The organism is Micromonospora sp. NPDC047467, from assembly GCF_040643095.1.
Lineage (GTDB): Bacteria > Actinomycetota > Actinomycetes > Mycobacteriales > Micromonosporaceae > Micromonospora.
This window is the reverse complement of record NZ_JBEYTO010000001.1, coordinates 707,867-723,456: the sequence shown is the minus strand read 5'-3', so window position 1 is coordinate 723,456 and position 15,590 is coordinate 707,867. Positions and strand designations below refer to the sequence as shown.

Sequence of the window (15,590 nt, the reverse complement as noted above, 5' to 3'; positions counted from 1 at the left end):
CATCTACCCCGACCGGTCGGCGACTACGACTGCTCGCTGCGGTCGGCGGTCCCACAACACCAGGCCGGTGAGCAGCATCGCAACGCCCAGCGCGACCATTGCCAACCCCACCGCTGTGTGCGCGCCTCCCTCCAGGTGACCCGCCACGATCCACCCACCGTCGATCCCGAACGCCAGCGGCATCACCCCCTGCGGGATCACCGGGATCCATCCGACCGTCAGCAACCCCAGCGCCCACGCCGTCGCCTTGTTCTCCCGGTACCACTCCGCATCCCACTTCAGCGGAATCACCGTCTCCGGCGGTCGGCTGCGTTGCCCGGCCGCGGCGAGCACCTCGGTCCCGCGCCGGGTGAGGCGGTCGTCGGCCAACCGGATGCCACCCCACAGGGCCGCAGCACCCGACAGCAGCCCAACCAGCGGCAGCAGCGGCGTCACCCCCGGCGGGCCCCAGACAACCAGCGCGAGTACGGGCGCCGCGGCGAGCAGCCCACCAGCGGTGGCGACCAGCACGCTGACGATGTCGGTCGGGTTGTCGGCCGAGGTGGGATGCCGTGGGTCGGCTACCGGTCGTACTCGCAGCAGCGACATCCACACCGGCACCGAGGCGCCGGCGCCGAGCAGTGCCGGCAGAGTGGAGAGCGCCGCCAGCGCGTCGACCTGGGGCGCGAGGATGACGCCGGCGACGGCCAGCAGCACCCCGATCGGGGTGACCAGGACCAGCCACGCGATGGCTCGTCCTCGGATCTCGGCACGTTCGCCGCCCGGTGTGGTGAGCGGCAGCCAGAGCGCGGTGCCGTCCAGTCCGACCAGGCCGGCCGACATCGCCGCCGCGCCGAGCACGGCGAGCGACCCGGCCCACGGCAGCAGCAGATCCACGTCGGACAGCAGCGGCAGTCCGGCGAGCAGCGCGCCGTACACCACCGCGAACGCCAGATACTGCAACCGCAGCGGATGCCGCATCCAGGCACGCAACTCGCGGCCGGCAACCGCCCGCGTCGCGGCCGGCAACCATCCCCGCCACCCGCGCCCATTCCCGGCCGGGGATGCCGCCGTGGTGCGGCGAGGTTCGCTGGGGAGCGGGACCGCGGTGGTCCCGCGTGGCCGGAACGGCACGCCGGCGATGATCACCCTTCGGACGAGCATGATGTACGCGGCGGCGCAGAGCACCACGATGCCCACCAGGGTCGCCATCTTCAGCGCACCTCGGTCGGGTGGCCCGGCCACGGCGGAGAGCGGCCAGCCGCTCGGCACGTACTCCATGACCCGGACCACCGTGTCCGGCGCCTCGACCAGCAGGACCGACACCCAGGGGAAGACCGCCCAGAGCGACCCGGCGACACCCATCGCCGTCCCGGTGACGATGCCGGTGAGCAGCGCCCCGGCCGGCCCGCCGGCGTGGCCGACGACCTCCAGCGCGATCGCCGAGCCGATCAGCCCGAGTAGCCAGAGCAGCGCCGCGCCGGAGGCGGTGACGAGGACGGCGACAGCGCCGTGACGAGCGGCGTGCACCGGCAGCGCGGCGAGCGCCACCAGCGAGACGGCCGGGCCGATGCCGATCGCGGACGCGGCGAGCAGACCCATCGCGGCCGGGACACCGCCGATCGGCTCCAGCCGCAGGTGGGTTGGACGGACCCGGCCGCGCCCGCCACCGAGCAGCAGCGGCAACACGATCCAGCCGAGCACCCACGCCCCGGCCAGCAGGGCGAGAGTGTGCCGGTCGCCGTGGAGCGCGTACCGGATCAGCCAGGCGGCGGCGAGCAGGCCGACCAGGCCGGCCACCGCGGGCCCGGGATGCTCGCGCAGCGACCGACGCAGCATGGCGGAGCGCATCCGTGCCGGCACCGCCATCTTGCCGAGGGTGCCGGCCAGCGAACCGTGGGCGAGAGGTTCCGCGCTCATCGGGGCCCGGTCAGCCAGTCCAGGCCGGCGCTGCCGGAGACGTCGGCGCCGACCAGCTCGACGAATCGATCCTCAAGGCTGCTGCCGTCGGCGACCTCGGTGACCGGCCCGGCGGCGACCACCTGACCCTGGTGGATGACGGTGACGTCGTCGCACATCTGCTCGACCAGCAGCATCGAGTGCGTGGAGAGTACGCAGGTGCCTCCGCCGGACACGAACCGGCGCAGCACCCGACGGATGGTGGCCGCGGAGACCGGGTCGACCGCCTCGAACGGCTCGTCGAGCACGAGCAGCCGGGGCGCGTGCAGCAGCGCCTGGGCGAGGCCGAGCTTCTTGCGGGTGCCGGTGGAGCAGTCGGCGAGTGGGGTGCCGGCACCCTTGGCCAGTCCGAGGACGTCGATCAGCTCGGCGGCCCGATTGGCGGCCGCGACGCGGTGCAGCCCGCGCAGGCCGGCGCTGTAGCGCAGCAACTCGGCGCCGGTGAGTCGCTCCGGGAAGTCGAGACCGTCGGGCAGCACGCCGGTCAACGCGCGGGTCACGCCACGGTCGCGCAGCGCGTCGTGGCCGAGGATCCGGATCTCCCCCGCATCCGGGATGATCAGCCCGACCGCCATCCCGATGGTGGTGGACTTGCCGGCGCCGTTGGGTCCGACGATGCCGTGGAACGTGCCGGAGCGGACGGTCAGATCGAGGTCGTTCACCGCGCGATGCGCCCCGAAGGTCTTCTCCAGGCCGCGGATCTCGAGTGCTGGGGGGATCACGCGCCGAGCATAGTGATCCATTCACGACGGAGGGGCCCGCAGCACGGCGGATCGGCACACGCCCAGGGTTTGGCCAGCAGACGATCGCACCGGGACAGGTCGTGCCCACGTCGCGAGCCATCGACGGGCCGTGGTCAGACGTGGTGGATCGGGGTTTCCAGTTCGCCGAGCGGGCGACCCGAGCCGCCCCAGGCCTGCGCGGTGATCTCGGCGGCGATCGCCACGGCGGTCTCCTCCGGTGTCCGCGCGCCCAGGTCCAGCCCGATCGGCGAGGAGAGCCGGGCCAGCCCGTCCTCCGGCACTCCGGCCTCGCGCAGCCGGCGCATCCGGTCGTCGTGTGCGCGTCGGCTGCCCATCACGCCGATGTAGCGGGCGGGTGTCCCGAGGGCGACCTGGAGCAGCGGCACGTCGAACTTGGGGTCGTGGGTCAGGACGCAGAGCACCGTCCGGTCGTCGACGGTCGTCGACTCCAGGTACGCGTGCGGCCACCGGACGACGAGGTCGTGGGCGTCGGGGAAACGTGCGCGGGTGGCGAACACCGGACGGGCGTCGCAGACCGTGACGTGGTAGCCGAGGAACCTGCCCATCCGGGCCATCGCGGCGGCGAAGTCGATCGCGCCGAAAATGATCATTCGGGGCGGCGGCACGTACGACTGGACGAACACGGCCACGTCGTCGCCGCGCTGCTCCCCCTGCCGGCCCAGATGGATCATGCCAGTGGTGCCGAGGGCGAGCATTCCGGTCGCCTGCCGGGCCGCCGCGTCGTCCAGGTCGGGCGCGCCGAGGCTGCCCGCGACCCGATCGGGCCAGATCACCAGTTGGGCGTTCTCGACCGATGCGGTGGCGACCGGGCGGCTGTCCCGGATCGCGGCGAGCACCTCGTCGGGCTCGGTCATCGCGACGTCCGGCTGCACCAGGATCTGGATCGTTCCGCCGCAGGTCAGGCCGATGTCGAACGCGTCGTCGTCGCTGACGCCGAAGGTCTGGGTGTGGGCCGTTCCGGTCTCCAGCGCGGTGCGGCAGAGCTCGTAGACGGCGCCCTCGACGCAGCCGCCCGAGATGCTGCCGAGGACCTCGCCGTGCAGTGAGACGGCCATCGCCGCGCCGGGCTGCCGGGGTGCCGACTGCCAGGTCCGCACGACTGTCGCGACGGCGAACGCGACGCCGCGAGTGCGCCAGCCCGTGAGCCCGTCGACGATGTCTCGCATGGCCGCACCTTCCGTGAGCCCCGGCGGCAGCGTCAACGGCGACCTAAGCAGTTGCTTAGGTCGCCGTTGACTTTGACCACCGCCGGGCAGAGATTTTGCCGGACCGCGGAGGTACGACATGCAGGTGCCGGCACCGTTCGAGTACGAGCGCGCAACAAGTGTGGACCATGCGATAAGCCTTCTGGAGCGGTTGGGCGGCACGGCCCGCCTGATCGCCGGCGGGCACAGCCTGCTGCCGATGATGAAGCTTCGGCTGGCCAACTTCGACTACCTGATCGACATCAACGACCTGCACGCCGAGCTGGGCTACATCGAGGCGGGCCCGGACGACGTACGCATCGGGGCGCTCACCCGACATCGGGAGCTGCTCGACTCTCCCGTGCTGGCGGCGGCGTTCCCCATCTTCGCCGACGCCGAGCGGGTGATCGCCGACCCGGTGGTGCGCAACCGGGGCACGCTGGGCGGCTCGCTCTGCCAGGCGGACCCGTCCGAGGATCTCTCGGCGGTCTGCACGACGCTTGACGCGCGGTGTGTGATCCGTGGTCCGGGCGGCGCGGAGCGGGTCGTGTCGATGGAGGAGTTCCACGTCGGGCCGTACGAGACGGCCGTCGCCGACGGCGAGATGCTCGTCGAGGTACGGCTGCCGGTGCGACCCGGTTGCGGCAGCGCGTACGCCAAGGTGGAGCGCAGGGCCGGCGACTGGGCCGTGGTGTCGGCCGGCGCGGCGGTGTGGCTCGACGGCGGCGCGATAGTCGACGCCCGGGTCGGGCTCGCGGCGGTCGGCCCCAACACGACGGGCATTCCGGAGATCTCGGCGGCGCTGCGCGGGCAGGAACCGTCGGAGGGGCTCTACGAGCAGGCCGGGGCGATCGCGGCGCGCAGCTGCGACCCGGTGACCGACCAGCGCGGCAGTGCCGACTACAAGCGGCATCTGGCCGCCGAGCTGACCAGGCGGACCCTGCGCCGGGCCGTCGAACGGGCGAGGAGCTGAGCATGCAGGTCACCATGACCGTCAACGACGTCGAGGTCACCCGGGAGATCGAGGCCCGGCTACTGCTGGTGCACTTCCTGCGGGACGTGCTGGGTCTGACCGGCACGCACTGGGGCTGCGACACCAGCAACTGCGGCACCTGCGTGGTCTGGTTGGACGGCGAGCCGGTGAAGTCGTGCACGGTGCTCGCGGCGATGGCCGGCGGCCACCAGGTGCGTACCGTCGAGGGCCTCGCCAAGGGTGCCGAGCTGGACCCGATCCAGCAGGGCTTCATGCAGTGCCACGGCCTTCAGTGCGGTTTCTGCACGCCGGGGATGATGATGACCGCGCGGGCGCTGCTCGACCGCAACCCCGATCCGAGCGAGACCGAGATCCGGGAGGCGATCTCGGGTCAGATCTGCCGCTGCACGGGTTACGCCACAATCGTCCGCTCGGTGCGCTGGGCCGCCGTCGCCGAGGCGCAGGCCGCGGCCGAGGTCACCGAGACCACCGAATCGCCCGAGGCCGGCGAGATCGACAACGCCGGCCAGCCCGCGGAGGCCGTCGCATGACCACCGTGCACGAGCGCGTGGACACGTTCCACGACAACGACCAGAAGCCCGTCGGGTACGGCCGGATGCTGCGCAAGGAGGACCCGCGCTTCCTGCGCGGTCGCGGCCGGTACGTCGACGACGTCCAACTGCCCGGCATGCTGCACCTCGCGATCCTCCGGTCGCCGGTGGCGCACGCCCGGATCGTCAGCATCGACACGAGCGCCGCCGAGGCGTCGCCCGGGGTGCGGGCGGTGGTGACCGGGGCGATGCTGGCCGAGCAGAACCTGGCCTGGATGCCGACGCTCTCCAACGACGTGCAGGCCGTGCTCGCCACCGACAAGGTGCGCTTCCAGGGCCAGGAGGTCGCCTTCGTGGTGGCCGACGACCGGTACGCGGCCCGCGACGCGCTGGAGCTGATCGACGTCGAGTACGACGTCCTCGACCCGGTGATCGACGCGCGCCGCGCGCTGGAGCCGGACGCCCCGCTGATCCGCGACGACCTGGACGGCAAGACGAACAACCACTGCTTCGACTGGGAGACCGGCGACAGGGCGGCCACCGAGGCGGTCTTCGCCCGCGCCGACGTCGTGGTCAGCCAGGACCTCGTCTACCCCCGAGTGCACCCGGCGCCGATGGAGACGTGCGGGGCGGTCGCCGACTACGACGCGGTCGACGGCAAGCTGCGGCTCTGGTCGACGACCCAGGCCCCGCACGCGCACCGCACCCTCTACGCCATCGTGGCGGGCCTGCCCGAGCACAAGATCCAGGTGATCTCGCCGGACATCGGCGGCGGGTTCGGCAACAAGGTGCCGATCTATCCCGGGTACGTCTGCGCGATCGTCGCCTCGATCGTCACCGGCAAGCCGGTGAAGTGGATGGAGGACCGGTCGGAGAACCTGATCAGCACCGGCTTCGCCCGCGACTACATCATGCGCGGCGAGATCGCGGCGACCCGCGACGGTCGGATCCTCGGCATCCGCACCAACGTGCTGGCCGACCACGGCGCGTTCAACGGCACCGCCGCCCCGGTGAAGTACCCGGCCGGTTTCTTCGGGGTCTTCACCGGCAGCTACGACATCGAGGCCGCGTACTGCTCGATGACGGCGGTCTACACCAACAAGGCCCCCGGTGGCGTCGCGTACGCCTGCTCGTTCCGGATCACCGAGGCGGTCTACCTGGTCGAGCGGATCGTCGACTGCCTCGCCGACGAGCTGGGCATGGACCCGGCCGAGCTGCGGTTGAAGAACTTCATCCAGCCGGAGCAGTTCCCGTACACGACGAAGACCGGCTGGGTGTACGACTCGGGCAACTACGAGCCGACGATGCGGCTGGCGATGGAGATGGCCGGCTACGACGAGTTGCGCCGCGAGCAGGCGGAGAAGCGGGCCCGGGGCGAGCTGATGGGCATCGGCATCGCGTTCTTCACCGAGGCCGTCGGCGCCGGGCCGCGCAAGAACATGGACATTCTCGGGCTGGGCATGGCCGACGGCTGCGAGCTGCGTGTCCACCCGACCGGAAAGGCCGTGGTACGCCTCAGCGTGCAGTCCCAGGGCCAGGGGCACGAGACGACGTTCGCGCAGATCGTCGCCGAGGAGATCGGGATCCCCCCGGCGGACATCGAGGTGCTGCACGGCGACACCGACAACACCCCGTTCGGCCTCGGCACGTACGGCAGCCGTTCCACACCCGTCTCGGGCGCGGCGGCGGCCCTGGTGGCGCGCAAGGTCCGCGACAAGGCCCGGATCATCGCCTCCGGAATGCTGGAAGTGTCGGTGGCGGACCTGGAGTGGGAGAAGGGCGCGTTCCACGTCGCGGGTGACCCGGGGCGGTCCGTCACGATCCAGGACATCGCCCTGCGCGCACACGGCGCGGGTGACCTGCCCGAGGGCATCGAGGGTGGGTTGGAGGCGCAGATCTGCTACAACCCGTCGAACCTGACGTACCCGCACGGCGCGTACATCTGCGTGGTGGACATCGACCCCGGCACCGCGCAGGTCACGGTGCGGCGGTTCATCGCGGTCGACGACTGCGGCACCCGGATCAACCCGATGATCATCGAGGGTCAGGTGCACGGTGGGCTGACCGACGGGGTCGGCATGGCCCTGATGGAGATGATCGCGTTCGACGAGGACGGCAACTGCCTCGGCGCGTCCCTGATGGACTACCTGATCCCGACGTCGCTGGAGGTGCCCGACTGGGAGACCGGCTTCACCGTCACCCCGTCGCCGCACCACCCGATCGGCGCGAAGGGTGTGGGCGAGTCGGCCACCGTCGGTTCGCCGCCAGCGATCGTCAACGCCGTCATCGACGCCCTGAAGCCCTTCGGCGTACGCCACGCCGACATGCCGCTGACGCCGTCGCGGGTCTGGGACGCGATGCGCGGCCAGGCCCGGCCGCCGATCTGAGAGGGCCGAGGATGACCACCATCGCGGAGCGCGCCCGGGAGTTGACAGTCACCCGGGAGCCGTTCGTGCACGCCACAGTGGTCCGCGCCCAGGAGCCGACATCGGCCCGGCCGGGCGACGACGCGGTGATCCGATCGGACGGGTCGATCGAGGGCTTCGTGGGCGGGGTGTGCGCCGAGAGTTCGGTGCGGGCGGCGGCCCTGGACGCACTGCGCGACGGCACCGCCCTGCTGCTGCGGGTGCTGCCGGAGGGAGCTGCCCCGTTCCCGGAGACTCCGGGGGCGCGGGTGGTGGTCAACCCGTGCCACTCCGGCGGCGCGATCGAGGTCTTCCTCCGGCCGATGCTGCCCGCGCCGGCACTGCGCGTGGTCGGCGACACGCCGATCAGCGCCGCGGTGGCGACCCTCGCCGCGTTCCTCGACTTCGACGTCGTGACCTCCGACGACTACGCCGGCTGCACGGCCGTCGTGGTGGCCGGGCTGGGCAGGGGCGAGCAGGAGGCGATCCGGGCCGCGCTCGACGCGGGCGTCGGGTACGTCGCGCTGGTCGCCAGCCACAAGCGCGGCGCGGTCGTACTCGACGAGTTGGGGTTGACCGACGCCGATCGGTCCCGCGTCCACTCGCCGGCCGGGCTGGACATCGGCGCGCGGACGCCAGCGGAGATCGCGCTGTCGATCATGGGTGAGGTGGTTCGGGCGATCCGGGTGGACGGCCTGGCCCCGGCCACGGGCGCGCCGGTCACCCGACCACAGCAGGCCGTCGACCCGGTGTGCGGGATGACCGTGCTGGTCGGGCCGGGCACCCCGTACGCGCGGGTCGACGGGCAGGACGTCTGGTTCTGCTGCGCCGGCTGCCTCGCGACGTACACGGCGGCGTAGCCCGTGTTCACGACCGGCCTGGTCCTCGCCGCGGGGGCATCGACGCGGCTCGGCGAGGCGAAGCAGTTGCTGCCGTACCGGGGGCGGACACTGCTCGACGCCACCCTCGACCTGGCCCGCTCGTGTGGCTTCGACCAACTGCTCGTCACCCTCGGCGGCGCGGCGGGAGCGGTCCGCGACCGGGTGGACCTCACCGGCTGCCAGGTCGTCGAGAACCCGGCATTCAGCAGCGGTTGCGGGTCGTCGGTCAGCACCGCCGCCCGCGCGGTGGAGCCGCGCGCCGACGCGCTCGTGCTGCTCCTCGGCGACCAACCCGGCGTCCGCGCCGCCGACGTCCGCCGGGTCGCCACGGCGACCACCCCACTGGCCGTCTGCCGGTACGCCGACGGGTTGGGCCATCCGTTCCGCTTCGGCCGCGAGGTCATTCCCGAGTTGTACGACCTGCACGGCGACAAGGCCGTATGGAAGCTGCTGCACTCCGGCCGTCATCCGGTGACCGAGGTGCCCGCCGACGGGCCGGTGCCCGTGGACGTGGACACCCGGGCGGACTACGAGCGCCTGCTGGCGGGCGAGGCATGAAGGACGCGCTGACCGTCCGGCACCGCCTCGACGCCGTCGACTACCTGGTCGACGACGGCATGGCGATGGCCCTGTTCCTGGCGTTGCGCCTCGGTCGGCCCCTGCTGCTGGAGGGCGAGCCCGGTGTCGGCAAGACCGCCGCCGCGAAGGCGCTGGCGAGGGCGTTGGAGACGCCGCTGATCCGGTTGCAGTGCTACGAGGGGCTGACCGCCGGCGAGGCGCTCTACGAGTGGAACTACCAGCGGCAGCTGCTGGCGATCCGGCTCGCCGAGGCTCAGCAGGCGCGACTCACCGACGCGGACCTGTTCAGCGCCGAATTCCTTCAGGAACGCCCGATCCTGCGGGCCGTACGCCACCGGGGGCCGGTCCCGCCGGTGCTGCTGATCGACGAGATCGACCGCGCCGACGACGAGTTCGAGGCGCTGCTGTTCGAGTTCCTCGGAGAGGCCGGCATCACCATCCCCGAACTCGGCACGTTCACCGCCCGCACGCCGCCCGTCGTGGTGCTCACCTCCAACCGCAGCCGGGAACTGCACGACGCGCTGCGCCGCCGCTGCCTCTACCACTGGATCGACTTCCCCGAGCCGTCTCGCGCCGTGGAGATCGTCCGCCGGGCCGTACCGGGCGCGACCGAGCCGCTGATCCGGGCGGCAGTGCAGTTCGTCGGCGGCGTACGCGGCCGGGAGTTGGAGAAGGCGCCCGGGATGGCGGAGGCCATCGACTGGGTGGCCGCCCTGTCCGTGCTCGGCGCTGCCGACCTGGCCGCCGACGACGTCGCGCACACCATCGGCACGATCGCCAAGACCCCCGACGACCGCGCCGTGGTCGCCGCCGCGCTCGGCGCCTACCAGGAGAGTCAGCCATGAAGATCACCAATGAGTTCGCGGTCACCGTCCCCGTCGAGCGGGCCTGGGCGGTGCTCACCGACCTGGAGGGGATCGCGCCGTGCCTGCCGGGCGCCCAGTTGACCGGCGTCGACGGCGACGTCTACCGGGGCAGGGTGAAGGTGAAGGTCGGGCCGGTCATCTCGGAGTTCGCGGGCACCGCGCAGTTCGTCGAGAAGGACGACGCCGCATACCACGGGGTGATCGACGCGAAGGGCCGCGACGCCCGGTCGGCGGGGAACGCCTCCGCGCTGGTCACCGCCCAACTCCGGCCGGACGGCGACCGGACGTTGGTCAGGGTCGACACCGACCTGAAGATCTCGGGGAAGCTGGCCCAGTTCGGCAGCGGCCTGATCAAGGAGGTGTCGGGCAAGCTGCTGGCCCAGTTCGTCGCCAACCTGGAGGCGAAGCTGGCAGCCGAGCAGTCGACGCCTGCTGCCGAAGGCGACGCTACGGCAGTGCCGGCCGCTACGGCAGTGCCGGCCGCGCGGACCGGGGACGATCCCGCCGCGTCCGCTACTCCGCCCGCGCCCGAGCTGTCTCCGGCCGCGTCCGCCACGGCGGTCACGACCACTCCCGCCACCGCCGCCGTCGCGCCCTCCCCGGTCGAGCCGCCGCCGCTGACCGCGTCGTCTGCCGAGCCATCGCCGCTCGCCAGGCAACCCGTCGGGCCGCCGACCGCCGACCCAACCCCTTCTCAGCCGTCCCCTGCCGGGCAGCTCGTCGGGCCGCCGGCCGCCGAACCGTCGGCTGCTAGCCCGCGCACCACGCCGATGGCCGAGCCAGAGGCGCTCGACCTGCTCGGCATCGCGGGCGGGTCGATCACCAAGCGGCTCGTACCCGCGATCGTCGGCCTCGTCGCGGTCGGCGCGGTGATCGCCTGGCTGGTCGCGCGGCGGTGAGCCCGGCCCTGCTGCGCGGGATCGACCGGGCCGCGTTCGCCGTGGCGTTCGCCGCCCGGCTGCGGCGCGCCGGCGTTCCGGCCGGGCTCACCGATGTCGACGGCTTCGTCCGGGCCCTCGATGCCAGCCCGCCCGACTCGATGTCCACGCTCTACTGGACCGCCCGGATCAGCCTGGTCCGGCGGCACGCCGACCTCGACGCGTTCGACCGCGTCTTCGCAGCGGTGTTCGCGGACGCGCCGCCGCTGCCGCCACCGAACCGGTCCGCGGCCCCGGCGGAAGGAGACCCCGACGACGTCCACGTGCCGCTGCCCACCGCCACGGCCGAGGATGGTCCGGGCGGTGGCCTGCCGTGGGCGACGCTGCCGCCGGCCGTCGCTCAGTCGCCGGAGTCGGACACCGTGCTGCGGCTGCCGGAGCGGCACCCCAGCGTCCTCGCCGGGCTCGCCGAGAGGCCGTTCGACGAACTCGACGCCACACAGGTCACGATGCTCGGCGACGCCCTGCGCGCGGCCGTCGTCGGCTGGCCGACCCGCCGCACGAGACGGCACGCCGTCAGCCCGACCGGACGGCGGATCGCGTTGCGGTCCACGATCAACCGGGCCCGCCGTACCGGATGGGAACCCGTCGAGGTCGTCCGCGAACGGGCGGTACGGCGACCGCGCCGGGTCGTGCTGCTCTGCGACGTCAGCGAGTCGATGCGGGCGCAGGCGACCGCGTACCTGCATCTGATGCGGGCGTTCGCGGTGGTCGCCGAGGCGGAGGTGTTCGCGTTCGCGACGACCTTGACCCGGCTCACGGTGGTGCTGCGGCACCACTCGGCCGCGGAGGCGGTCGCGCAGGCCAGCGCGGCGGTGACCGACCGATATGGCGGCACCCGGATCGCCACGAACCTGCGTGCCCTGCTCACCTCCCAGCGCGCGGATGCTGTCCGCGGGGCTGTGCTGGTGATCGGCTCGGACGGCTGGGACAGCGATCCGCCCGACGAACTCGCCGCCGTGATGGCCCGGCTGCGCCGCCGCGCGTACCGGATCGTCTGGTTGAATCCCCGGGCCGGCGCCCCCGGCTTCGCCCCCCGCACGGCGGGCATGGCCGCCGCGCTCCCCTACTGCGACCGGCTGCTGCCGGCCGGAACGTTCCAGGACCTGCTGGTCGCCGCCCGTCAGCTCCAGAGCGTCACGTGCACCGACGGTTTGAAGTGGCCGATGCTGACGCCCGCGCCGCGCATCATCGCCTGAATCGCCCGAGGTGTCGACGAGAACCGCGACAGCTCGGCGGCGGCCGACAACGGGCCCGGACTGGTCAGCACCTGCGAGTGCCACACCGCCTCGACCGTCGCGTGTGGCCCCACCACCTGCTGGAGTTGGCCGTCGCGCACGTCCGGTGCGACGGTGAACGAGAGTGCCGGCGAGACGCCCCTGCCCCGCTTGGCCTCCCCCAGCGCCGCCGCGTGGCTCTGGAAGATCTGCTGCCGGTCGTCGGGCACGGCCAGCCGGCGCAGCATCACGGGAACCGCGCCCAGGTCGGTGGCCGCCGACGGCCCGAGCAACCAGGTCTGCTCCCGCAACTGCCCCGGGGACGCCGACACACCGGCCAGCGGATGGTCCGGGCCGACGACGAGCACGAGACGGTAGTTCATCATCGGCCGGCAGGTGATCGCCTCGTCGACAACCGGCGGTTGCGGGCCGACCGCGATGTCCGCGGCACGGGTCAGCAACAGCGACTCGAACGAGCCCGGGTTGCGCACACTCAACTCGACGTCGAGGTCGGCGGCCCGCTTCGCGAACAGCTCGATCAGCCCCGGCGCGGCGAACTCGGCGAACAGGCTGGACGCGGCCACCCGCAGCAGCCGCCGGCCGCGTTTCGCGGCGCTCACCTCAAGCATCGTACGGTCCTGCAGACCCAGCAGCTCCGCCGCACGGCTCGCCAGCCGGAGCCCGCCGGGGGTGAACGCGAGCCCCGCTGCCGTCTTGGTGAACAGCTTGTCCCCGAACTCCTTGCGCAACTGTGCGACGTGCAGCGACACGGCCGACTCGGAGACCTCCAGCTCGGCGGCGGCCTGCTTGACGGACCCCAGCCGGACCACGGCGACGTATGCGCGCAGTTGCGTCGGGGTCATCGGCGCCACCCACCTCCCCGCCATCGCGTGGTTCGGCTCTCCGTCGAGACGAACCCCGATCATTGCCCGCCGAATCATCCCACCGCCAGCGTGAGTCATCTGCCCGTCGTGACGTCCGCACCGTCGTTCGTGCCCGACGAGTCACGCATCAGTCCAATTCGGCTGCCTTGCGCAGCAGCACTGAGCGCTCACGCTGGTTGGCGCACAGCCTGGCCGCCAGCTCCAACTCGGCACGCGCTTCCTGACGCCGGCCGAGCCGGGCCAGCAGCTCACCGCGTACGGTCGGAACCAGGTACGACCCGGGGAGTCGGTTCGAGGCGATCAGCTCGTCCACGATGGCCAGGGCTTGCGCCGGACCCGAGGCCATAGCCACGGCGACGGCACGGTTGAGCTCGACCACCGGCGACGGCGCGACCCGGCCGAGCGCCTCGTAGAGCACCACGATCCGGTCCCAGTCGGTCGCCTCGACAGAAGGCGCCGACGCGTGGGCGGCGGCGATCGCGGCCTGTAGACCGTAGGGGCCGAGGCCGCGAGTCGATGCCCTGACCAGCGCGGCGAGCCCACGGCGGATCGCCGGCACGTCCCACAGCCGCCGGTCCTGGTCCTCGAGCAGGACCGGTGAGCCGTCGTGGCCGGTCCGGGCCGGGAAGCGCGCGGCCGTCAGCTCGCACAACGCGAGCAGGCCGTGCACCTCGGGCTCGTCCGGCTGCAGCGCGGCCAGCGTGCGGGCCAGCCGGATCGCCTCGTACGCGACGTCGGGGCGCAGCAGCCGGTCGCCCGACGTGGCCGTCGACCCTTCGGTGAAGATCACGTAAAGGACGCTGAGCACACCGCCCAGCCGTGCGCGGCGCTCACCTGCCGCCGGCAGTTCGAACGGCACCCCGGCCGCCGCGATCGTCTTCTTCGCCCGGGTGATGCGGGCCTGTGCGGTCGGCACGGGCACGAGGAACGCGCGGGCGATCTCCTCGCTGGAGAGGCCGCCGACCACGCGCAGGGTCAGCGCCACCCGCGCCTCGGGGGAGAGCACCGGGTGGCAGCTGACGAACATCAGCGCCAGGACGTCGTCGTCGATCTTGTCGGGGTCGATCTCCTCGTCGACCGCCGGGTCGGTCGCCAGCAGGGCGTACCGGTCCTGGAGGGCGGTACGGCGGCGGATCGCGTCGATCGCCCGCCGCCGAGCCGTGGCCATCAGCCAGCCGGCCGGATTGGCCGGAGAGGCAAGCGGCCACGACACCAGCGCCTCGGCCACCGCCTCCTGGGCCGCGTCCTCGGCCAGCCCGAAATCGCCGGTGAACCGGGTCAGCGCGGCGACGATCCGCGCCGACTCGATCCGCCAGACGGCCTCGACGTCGGCCGTACCCATCAGATCTGGCCGTTGCTCTCGCTGCCCTGCGGGACTTCGTCGGCCTCGGCCACCCGACGAACCTCGATCTTGGAGCCGGGGACCGCCGGGACCCGCTTGGCCCACTCGACCGCCTCCTGAATCGATGCGACATCGAGCAGGAAGTAGCCCCCGAACAGTTCCCTGGTCTCTCCGTACGGCCCGTCGGTGACCACCGGGGCCTCGCCGCTGAAGTCGACCACGACGCCCCGGCCCGGATCGTCCAGCCCTTCGGCCGCGAGGAGAACGCCGGCCTCGATCATCTCCTCGATGAACCGGCCGGTGGCGGCCATCGCCTCGTCGATCGACGCCATCATGGCCGCGTTCGTCTCATCGGTGCCCCGCATGATCAGCATGTACTTCGGCATCGCGTTTCTCCTCATCCGGCAGGGTCACCTCCCGACCCTCGCACCCACACGTCGAACGGGCGACCCGCAGATCGACGATGCCCCGGAGAAATCTCTCTCCGTCGGAACGTCACTACACCGGGCCGCCGGTGTTCCGGATCATCTGTCGGAGCACCTTGAGGGTCGTCACGTAGTCCGTGTCGTCGATGCCCTTGTGGATGCGGGCTCGGATGGCCGGCGCGTGCTGTTTGAGGGTGACGCGAGCCCCTTCCCCCGCTTCGGTGATCCGCAGTCTTCCTTCCTCGTCACGAGTCAGCCACCCGCGCTCCAGCAGAACCTCCGCTTCGGCGTCCAGATCGTCTTCGGCCCTGAGATATGAGCTCATCGCCTGGCGGAGCTCGGGGACGGTCATCCCACCACCTTGCGGCAGAAGGTCGCTCGCGGAGAGGTTGCGCAGCAGCCAGAACTGAGGCTGCGTGAAGCCGTGTTCGGCGTGCCGGGCACGGGTGAAGGCGATGAGAGCCTCGTAGGCGACACCTGTCCAATAGGCCGCAGGTTGGCCCGCGAGCTCGACGTCGGACAACTCCTGCATCGTCATGAGATCTGCCTCCCGTGGTGAACTGTTGAACACGACGGTAGAACCTCAACCATGGTTCAGATCAAGAGCGTGGCCAGCGGGGCGCGACCCCGGGGCAGGCGGGGG

At 72.2% G+C, this 15,590-nt stretch carries 15 protein-coding genes; 8 read left to right on the top strand and 7 right to left on the bottom strand.

Going from position 1 to position 15,590, the window contains the following annotated elements; translation table 11 throughout:
- Positions 1 to 3: 3 nt before the first annotated feature.
- The 3 genes from ABZ780_RS03010 to ABZ780_RS03000 form a co-directional block, all read right to left on the bottom strand.
- Entirely contained in the window at positions 4 to 1,899 is a 1,896-nt protein-coding gene (locus ABZ780_RS03010; protein WP_357483575.1) for a hypothetical protein, read from the bottom strand.
- Positions 1,896 to 2,660: an ABC transporter ATP-binding protein gene (locus tag ABZ780_RS03005; protein ID WP_357483572.1), complete on the bottom strand. Its 765-nt coding sequence runs from the start codon at positions 2,658 to 2,660 to the stop codon at positions 1,896 to 1,898. The genes ABZ780_RS03010 and ABZ780_RS03005 overlap by 4 nt, the downstream gene beginning before the upstream one ends.
- Before the next feature lie 134 nt (positions 2,661 to 2,794).
- Positions 2,795 to 3,868 (bottom strand): XdhC/CoxI family protein, encoded by a 1,074-nt coding sequence (locus tag ABZ780_RS03000; RefSeq protein ID WP_357483569.1) that lies wholly within the window; start codon positions 3,866 to 3,868, stop codon positions 2,795 to 2,797.
- Positions 3,869 to 3,986: 118 nt separating this feature from the next.
- Here ABZ780_RS03000 and ABZ780_RS02995 point away from each other — a divergent pair, with 118 nt between their 5' ends.
- Genes ABZ780_RS02995 through ABZ780_RS02960 form a run of 8 tightly spaced genes read left to right on the top strand, consistent with a single transcriptional unit; the run spans position 3,987 to position 12,278 of the window.
- A complete protein-coding gene (locus ABZ780_RS02995; RefSeq protein WP_357483566.1) occupies positions 3,987 to 4,859 on the top strand; it encodes a xanthine dehydrogenase family protein subunit M in 873 nt (290 codons plus the stop codon).
- 2 nt (positions 4,860 to 4,861) lie between these two features.
- Positions 4,862 to 5,410 (top strand): (2Fe-2S)-binding protein, encoded by a 549-nt coding sequence (locus ABZ780_RS02990; RefSeq protein ID WP_357483563.1) that lies wholly within the window; start codon positions 4,862 to 4,864, stop codon positions 5,408 to 5,410.
- Positions 5,407 to 7,797 (top strand): aerobic carbon-monoxide dehydrogenase large subunit, encoded by a 2,391-nt coding sequence (locus tag ABZ780_RS02985; RefSeq protein ID WP_357483561.1) that lies wholly within the window; start codon positions 5,407 to 5,409, stop codon positions 7,795 to 7,797. The genes ABZ780_RS02990 and ABZ780_RS02985 overlap by 4 nt, the downstream gene beginning before the upstream one ends.
- Before the next feature lie 11 nt (positions 7,798 to 7,808).
- A complete protein-coding gene (locus tag ABZ780_RS02980) occupies positions 7,809 to 8,675 on the top strand; it encodes an XdhC family protein (protein WP_356999889.1) in 867 nt (288 codons plus the stop codon).
- A gap of 3 nt (positions 8,676 to 8,678) precedes the next feature.
- The gene (locus tag ABZ780_RS02975; protein ID WP_357483558.1) at positions 8,679 to 9,254 is read left to right on the top strand and encodes a nucleotidyltransferase family protein; all 576 of its coding nucleotides are present in this window, start codon (positions 8,679 to 8,681) and stop codon (positions 9,252 to 9,254) included.
- Complete coding sequence (locus ABZ780_RS02970) at positions 9,251 to 10,120, top strand: MoxR family ATPase (protein WP_357483555.1); 870 nt, start codon at positions 9,251 to 9,253, stop codon at positions 10,118 to 10,120. Before ABZ780_RS02975 ends, ABZ780_RS02970 begins: the two co-directional genes overlap by 4 nt.
- On the top strand, positions 10,117 to 11,040 hold the full coding sequence (locus ABZ780_RS02965) for an SRPBCC domain-containing protein (RefSeq protein ID WP_357483552.1): 924 nt from the start codon (positions 10,117 to 10,119) through the stop codon (positions 11,038 to 11,040). Before ABZ780_RS02970 ends, ABZ780_RS02965 begins: the two co-directional genes overlap by 4 nt.
- Positions 11,037 to 12,278 carry a VWA domain-containing protein gene (locus tag ABZ780_RS02960; protein WP_357483549.1) on the top strand — a complete coding sequence of 414 codons (1,242 nt, stop codon included), beginning with the start codon at positions 11,037 to 11,039 and terminating at the stop codon, positions 12,276 to 12,278. The genes ABZ780_RS02965 and ABZ780_RS02960 overlap by 4 nt, the downstream gene beginning before the upstream one ends.
- Here the strand turns inward: ABZ780_RS02960 and ABZ780_RS02955 are convergent.
- The 4 genes from ABZ780_RS02955 to ABZ780_RS02940 form a co-directional block, all read right to left on the bottom strand.
- Positions 12,203 to 13,159 (bottom strand): LysR family transcriptional regulator, encoded by a 957-nt coding sequence (locus ABZ780_RS02955; RefSeq protein WP_356999874.1) that lies wholly within the window; start codon positions 13,157 to 13,159, stop codon positions 12,203 to 12,205. The genes ABZ780_RS02960 and ABZ780_RS02955 overlap by 76 nt on opposite strands.
- Positions 13,160 to 13,307: 148 nt before the next feature.
- Positions 13,308 to 14,522: a DUF6596 domain-containing protein gene (locus ABZ780_RS02950; protein WP_357483546.1), complete on the bottom strand. Its 1,215-nt coding sequence runs from the start codon at positions 14,520 to 14,522 to the stop codon at positions 13,308 to 13,310.
- Entirely contained in the window at positions 14,522 to 14,908 is a 387-nt protein-coding gene (locus tag ABZ780_RS02945) for a YciI family protein (protein WP_357483543.1), read from the bottom strand. The genes ABZ780_RS02950 and ABZ780_RS02945 overlap by 1 nt, the downstream gene beginning before the upstream one ends.
- Positions 14,909 to 15,020: 112 nt before the next feature.
- Entirely contained in the window at positions 15,021 to 15,485 is a 465-nt protein-coding gene (locus ABZ780_RS02940; RefSeq protein WP_357483540.1) for a MarR family winged helix-turn-helix transcriptional regulator, read from the bottom strand.
- Between the last annotated feature and the right edge of the window lie 105 nt (positions 15,486 to 15,590).